The organism is Streptosporangium sp. NPDC048047 (genome assembly GCF_040653115.1).
In the GTDB taxonomy this organism is placed as follows: domain Bacteria; phylum Actinomycetota; class Actinomycetes; order Streptosporangiales; family Streptosporangiaceae; genus Streptosporangium.
In genome coordinates this window covers 21,198-27,358 of sequence record NZ_JBEZNH010000083.1, presented here as the reverse complement: position 1 = coordinate 27,358, position 6,161 = coordinate 21,198, and the positions used below count along the sequence as shown (strand labels likewise).

General features: G+C 72.0%; 5 protein-coding genes and 1 riboswitch. All 5 genes read right to left on the bottom strand.

The window, feature by feature from the left end:
- Positions 1 to 81: 81 nt before the first annotated feature.
- Positions 82 to 861 carry a hypothetical protein gene (locus tag AB0D67_RS36885; RefSeq protein ID WP_362946402.1) on the bottom strand — a complete coding sequence of 260 codons (780 nt, stop codon included), beginning with the start codon at positions 859 to 861 and terminating at the stop codon, positions 82 to 84.
- A gap of 210 nt (positions 862 to 1,071) precedes the next feature.
- Positions 1,072 to 3,927: an aminomethyl-transferring glycine dehydrogenase gene (gene gcvP / locus AB0D67_RS36880; protein ID WP_362946400.1), complete on the bottom strand. Its 2,856-nt coding sequence runs from the start codon at positions 3,925 to 3,927 to the stop codon at positions 1,072 to 1,074.
- 160 nt (positions 3,928 to 4,087) lie between these two features.
- Positions 4,088 to 4,180, bottom strand: a riboswitch (glycine riboswitch).
- 15 nt (positions 4,181 to 4,195) lie between these two features.
- Positions 4,196 to 4,726: a MerR family transcriptional regulator gene (locus AB0D67_RS36875; protein ID WP_362946405.1), complete on the bottom strand. Its 531-nt coding sequence runs from the start codon at positions 4,724 to 4,726 to the stop codon at positions 4,196 to 4,198.
- Positions 4,727 to 4,960: 234 nt separating this feature from the next.
- Positions 4,961 to 5,431, bottom strand: a complete 471-nt coding sequence (locus tag AB0D67_RS36870) for a bifunctional nuclease family protein (RefSeq protein WP_362946398.1) — start codon at positions 5,429 to 5,431, stop codon at positions 4,961 to 4,963.
- A 78-nt stretch (positions 5,432 to 5,509) separates the two neighbouring features.
- Complete coding sequence (locus tag AB0D67_RS36865; protein ID WP_362946396.1) at positions 5,510 to 6,160, bottom strand: MerR family transcriptional regulator; 651 nt, start codon at positions 6,158 to 6,160, stop codon at positions 5,510 to 5,512.
- Between the last annotated feature and the right edge of the window lies 1 nt (position 6,161).

Here is a 6,161-nt window from a genome sequence, read left to right as displayed (position 1 = left end):
GAGCGAAGCGACGGAGTGACGAGGGAAGACACCGGTCACCAGCCCCCGAGCCGCGGCACGCAGTGTCGCAATGAGAACAGCTCAGATATCGCGGTCGTGACGGAGGCGGACCTCGTCGGCGAGGTCGGCGTCGCCGTCCAGGCCGTAGCACCACACCCGCTCGGCGTCCTCGTCGCGGCCGCGGAGCGGGAGCGTGCGGGCCAGCAACTCGATGGCCAGTGCGCCGGTCTCCACGTCGCCCTCCTCCTCGACGGCGGCGGCGAACTCCGCGCACGCCAGGTCGAGGTGCGCCATGCCGAGCAGCACCCGCAGCCGAGCGGCGTCTGCGACGTCGGGTACGGCCAGCGCGGTGAGGACCGCGTCGGCGGCCTGCCCCGCCTCACCCTCCTGGAGGAAGAACTCCGCCAGCCGCTGGGCCGCCCGGGAGGCGATCTCCGGGTCCCCGGTGGCCAGGGCGGCACGCAGCGCCTCCTCGGCCTCCTCCTCCCCCGTGGCCAGCCGGGCCAGGGCCATGTGCGCCAACGGCACGTAGGCCGGGTTGCCGATGCCCAGGGCGGCCTGCCAGGCGGCCCGTGCCTGGTCCGGCAGCTCCTCGCGCTCGAAGCTGCGGGCGAGCAGGCAGGCGGCCTGGGCGGCGAACTCCGGATGCCCGGTCGCCAGCGCGGTGCGCGCGGCCGATCGGGCACCGGCCACGTCGCCGCGTTCCTCCAGCACCACCGCGAGTCCCACCGCCGCCTGGGCGCGGTCGGGCCCGGCGGGGTCGGCGGCGAGATCCGCGAAGATCGCCGCAGCGGCGTCCAGATCGCCGTCCTCGGCCAGTCTGCGCGCCGTTTCCAAGGGACGCGTGTCCACCTCTGGCATGCGGGGTCCTCTCCGGGTGAAGGAAACGCCCCGAGCCTAACGACTCGGGGCGTCCCGCGGTGTTCATTGCGATGCTTCGCATCGCCATGAGCATGCTCGGGGGCGCCGGTGTCTGGACTGAGGAACGCAGCCGCGAAGCGGCGGAGCGACGAGGGAAAACACCGGCTCAAGAGCCCCCGAGCCGCGACACGCAGTGTCGCAATGAGCAGGTCAGTCCTCGTAGGCCGACAGCGGCGGGCAGGAGCACACCAGGTTGCGGTCGCCGTAGGCCTGGTCGACACGGCGGACCGGCGACCAGTACTTGTCCTCGCGCAGCGACGACACCGGGTAGGCCGCCTCAACCCTGCCGTAGGGGTGGTCCCAGTCGTCGGTGACCAGGCAGTCGGCGGTGTGCGGGGCGTTGCGCAGCGGGTTGTCCTTCTTGTCGTACTCGCCGGAGGCGACCTTGGCGATCTCGCCGCGGATCGCGATCATGGCGTCGCAGAACCGGTCGAGCTCGGCCAGGTCCTCGCTCTCGGTGGGCTCGATCATCAGCGTGCCGGCCACCGGGAAGGACATCGTCGGCGCGTGGAAGCCGTAGTCGATGAGGCGCTTGGCCACGTCGTCCACGGTCACACCGGTCTCCTTGGTGATCTGGCGCAGGTCCACGATGCACTCGTGGGCGACCAGACCCTCGCGGCCGGTGTAGAGGACCGGGTAGTGCGGTGCCAGGCGGCGGGCGAGGTAGTTGGCCGACAGGATGGCCTGCTCGGTGGCCGCCCGGAGCCCCTCGGCGCCCATCATCCGGATGTAGGCCCAGGAGATCGGCAGGATGCCCGCCGAGCCGTACGGCGCGGCCGAGACCGGGCCGACCGGCGAGCCGTCGCGCAGCGGGTGCCCGGGGAGGTACTCGGCGAGGTGGGCGCGGACCGCGACGGGCCCGACGCCGGGACCGCCGCCGCCGTGCGGGATGCAGAAGGTCTTGTGCAGGTTCAGGTGGGAGACGTCCGCCCCGAACTCGCCCGGCTTGGCCAGGCCGACCAGCGCGTTGAGGTTGGCGCCGTCGACGTAGACCTGGCCGCCGGCCTCGTGCACCAGCTCGCAGATCCGGGTGATGCCCTCCTCGTAGACGCCGTGCGTGGACGGGTAGGTCACCATGATCGCGGCGAGCCGGTCGCGATTCTTCTCGATCTTGGCGGCGAGGTCGCCGAGGTCGACGTTGCCGTCGTCGTCGCAGGCCACCACGACGACCCGCATGCCGGCCATGACGGCGCTGGCGGCGTTGGTCCCGTGCGCGGAGGAGGGGATGAGGCAGACGTCGCGGCCGGACTCGCCGCGCGCCCGGTGGTAGGCGCGGATGGCGAGCAGGCCGGCGAACTCGCCCTGGGAACCGGCGTTGGGCTGGATCGACACGGCGTCGTAGCCGGTGACCTCGGCGAGCCAGCCCTCCAGCTCCCCGATCAGCTCGGTGTAGCCGGCGCCCTGCTCGGCGGGGGCGTAGGGGTGCAGGCCGGCGAACTCGGGCCAGGTGATCGGCTCCATCTCGGTGGTCGCGTTGAGCTTCATGGTGCACGAGCCCAGCGGGATCATCGACCGGTCGAGCGCGATGTCCCTGTCCTGCAGCCTGCGCAGGTAGCGGAGCATGGCGGTCTCGGAGCGGTGGCTGTGGAAGACCGGGTGGGTCAGGAAGTCGCTCGTCCGGGTCAGGGTGGCGGGCAGCGCGTCGTGGGCGGAGGCGTCCAGGTCGGCCAGGACCGCGCCGCCGGCGCCGAAGGCGGCCAGCACCCGCTCGATGTGCGGCGGCTCGGTCCTCTCGTCACAGGAGACGCCGACGTGGTCGTCGTCGGCGAGCCGCAGGTTGACGCCGTTGTCGCGGGCCGCGGCGACGACCTCGGCGGCCCGGCCCGGGACGCGGGCCAGCACGGTGTCGAAGAAGGCGTCGTGGACGACCTCGACGCCGCCCTGGCGCAGGCCCTCGGCGAGGACGACGGCGTGGCGGTGGACGCGGCGGCCGATCCTGCGCAGCCCCTCGGGGCCGTGGTAGACGGCGTACATCCCGGCGATCACCGCGAGCAGCACCTGCGCGGTGCAGATGTTGCTGGTGGCCTTCTCGCGGCGGATGTGCTGCTCGCGGGTCTGGAGCGCGAGGCGGTAGGCGGGGCGGCCGTCGGCGTCCTGGGAGACGCCCACCAGGCGGCCGGGCATCTGCCGCTGCAGGCCGTCGCGGACCGCCATGTAGGCGGCGTGCGGGCCGCCGAAGCCCATCGGCACGCCGAACCGCTGGGTGGAGCCGACCGCGATGTCGGCGCCCATCTCACCGGGGGCGGTCAGCACGGTGAGGGCCAGCAGGTCGGCGGCGGCGACGACCTGGGCGCCGCGGGCGTGGGCGGCGTCGGCGACGGAACGGAAGTCCCTGATCCGGCCGCTCGCGCCCGGGTACTGCACGAGCACGCCGAAGCAGTCGGGCAGCTCGGCGGTGAAGTCGCTCTCGACCAGCTCGATGCCGAGCGGCTCGGCGCGAGTGGCGAGCACGGCCTTGGTCTGCGGCAGGGCGTCGGCGTCGACGACGAACACGTTGGAGGCGGCCTTGCCGGCGCGGCGGGCCAGGGTCATCGCCTCGGCGACGGCGGTGGCCTCGTCGAGCAGGGAGGCCCCGGCGACGTCGAGGGCGGTCAGGTCGGCCACGACCGTCTGGAAGTTGAGCAGGGCCTCCAGGCGGCCCTGGGAGATCTCCGGCTGGTAGGGCGTGTAGGCGGTGTACCAGCCCGGGTTCTCCAGGAGGTTGCGGCGGATGACGGCCGGGGTGATCGTGTCGTGGTAACCCAGGCCGATCATCGAGGTGAGCACGGTGTTGCGGGAGGCGAGGGAGCGCAGCTCGGCGATGGCCTCCGGCTCGCTCGCCGCCGGGGGGAGGTCGAGCCGGTCGGCGATACGGATCGCCTCCGGCACGGCCACCGCGAGGAGGTCGGCGGCGGAGGCGAAGCCGACCGTCTCCAGCATGCGGGCCTGGTCTGCGTCGGCCGGGCCGATGTGACGGGTGGAGAAAGGCGGGGAGCTGAGCTCACCGAGCGGTGACAGGTCGGTCATGGAAAGCCTCCCGAGGCTGGTGGAGACCGGCGCTGAGCGCGGGCGTATGCCGGGTCTCCCCCTCTGTCATCTCCACCTGAGAGCTTCACCTTCCCCGCCGGGGAGGGCTTTCACCGTCGGTGAGACACGCCTGGCGGGCGCACCTGCTTTCCAGAGTCGCCTCGTCCGTGCGGTACAGGGTGCCTGAGAGATTCCGGGGAGGTTTGCTCCTTCGGCGCCCCGGTCGAGCCGGGGTCTCTCCCGCACGGTGTCTGCGGCCAGACCAACTTTACCCGGTTCGCCGGGCTCTGCGACGGCGGGCCAGCTCATCCGCCTGATGATCTCCTAAAGGGCTCTGGGACGCCTCCGCCCGCTCGCCGGGCAGATCGGCCAGGGAGCCCTCCACCTCCTGCCAGACGCGGCCCAGCGCGATGCCGAAGACGCCCTGGCCGCCCTGGAGGAGGTCGATGACCTCGTCGGGCGAGGTGCACTCGTAGACGCTCACGCCGTCGCTCATCAGGGTGATCTGGGCGAGGTCGCTGACCCCGCGGTCACGGAGGTGCTGTACGGCGATGCGGATCTGCTGGAGGGAGACGCCGGTGTCGAGGAGGCGTTTGACGACTTTGAGGACGAGGATGTCGCGGAAGCCGTACAGTCGCTGGGAACCTGAGCCCTGGGCGGCCCTGACCGTGGGCTCGACGAGCCCGGTGCGGGCCCAGTAGTCGAGCTGGCGGTAGGTGATGTCGGCGGCGGCGCAGGCGGTGGGGCCGCGGTAACCGACGTCGGCGGGCGGGCTCACCGGTGCCCCGTCGAACAGCAGACCCTCTTCGCCCGCGCGCTGACAGGCCTCCCCGCGCCGTTTCGGGTCATCCTGATCGGCGTTTCTACCCTCGCCGCTGCTGACCGCCACGCGGACCTCCGGCTTTCTCTCATCCCGCGGCCTGATCTGGGGGTTTACGCGCGGCCCCGGGGTTCACTTGCACCGTAGGCTCGGGGCCAAGCCCAGTCAACGACCCCACCCGGCGCGTCGTGAAGCGTAAATGCACCGAAATACCTACCCCGCGCGGCCGAAGTCCTCGGGCGTGATTGTGTCAAGGAACTCCCTGAACTTCTCCACCTCGTCCTCCTGGTCGTCGGGGATGATCACCCCGGCCTCGGCGACCACGTCCTCGCTGGCGAAGATGCGGGCGCCGGTGCGCAACGCGAGGGCGATCGAGTCCGACGGGCGGGCGCTGACCTCCGTCCCGTTGGAGAACACGAGATCGGCGAAGAAGATGCCGTCCCGGAGGGCGACGATGTTGACGGTGGTCAACTGGACGTCCAAGGCGTCGAGCACGTCGCGGAAGAGGTCATGGGTGAGCGGCCGCGGTGGCGGCTCGTCGGCCTGGGCCATGGCGATCGCCGTGGCCTCGGTCATGCCGATCCAGATCGGCAGATAGCGCTCCCCATGTGCCTCCTTGAGCAGAACAATGGGCTGGTTGGAAGGCATCTCAACCCGAACGCCCACGACCTCCATCTGCAACACGGGCTGCTCCATCTTCGCTGGATTTCGACCGGTTCGTTCAACGTAACATCCGGGGGACTTCGGCCGTCCGGCCAGGGCTCACCGGCCCAGGGCCCCTCGAACGCCGGAACGCAGCAACGAGGCGTGTAATTCCAGCAGGAGCCCGGATATCTCCCGGGCCGTCTCATCGGCCTCGGCGATCGCCCCGGGGCCGCGGCGGCGCAGCAGGGGGGCGATGGCCTGCTCCACCAGGCCGGCCTCGCGCTCGGCGGCGGCCTTGACCGCCCGCAGGTGGCGGGCGTGCAGGCCGAAGGCGGCCAGGGCGCCGACGCTGCGGGCCACCGCCAGGGCATCGGCGTCGTAGCGGCGGGCCACGGCCTCCACCAGGCCGAAGTCCTCCAGCTCGGTCAGGGCCTCCTCGGAGAGCGAGGCGGCGGTCAGCAGCTCCGCGCGGGTGAGGCGGACCTCCCTGACCGGCTCGTCGGGCAGGGCCCGGGGCGGGGCGACCGGCCGCTCCTCGCGGTCGGCCGCCTCCAGCCGGTCCTTGATCACGCGCAGCGGGAGGTAGCGGTCACGCTGCTCGCTGAGGATGTAGCGGAGCCGCTCGACGTCGGCGTAGGTGAACTTGCGGTAGCCGGAGGGGCTGCGCTCCGGCTCGATCAGCCCCTCGCCCTCCAGGAAGCGAATCTTGGAGATGCTGACGTCGGGGAACTCGCCCTGCAGCAGGGCGAGCACCTCCCCGATGCTCATG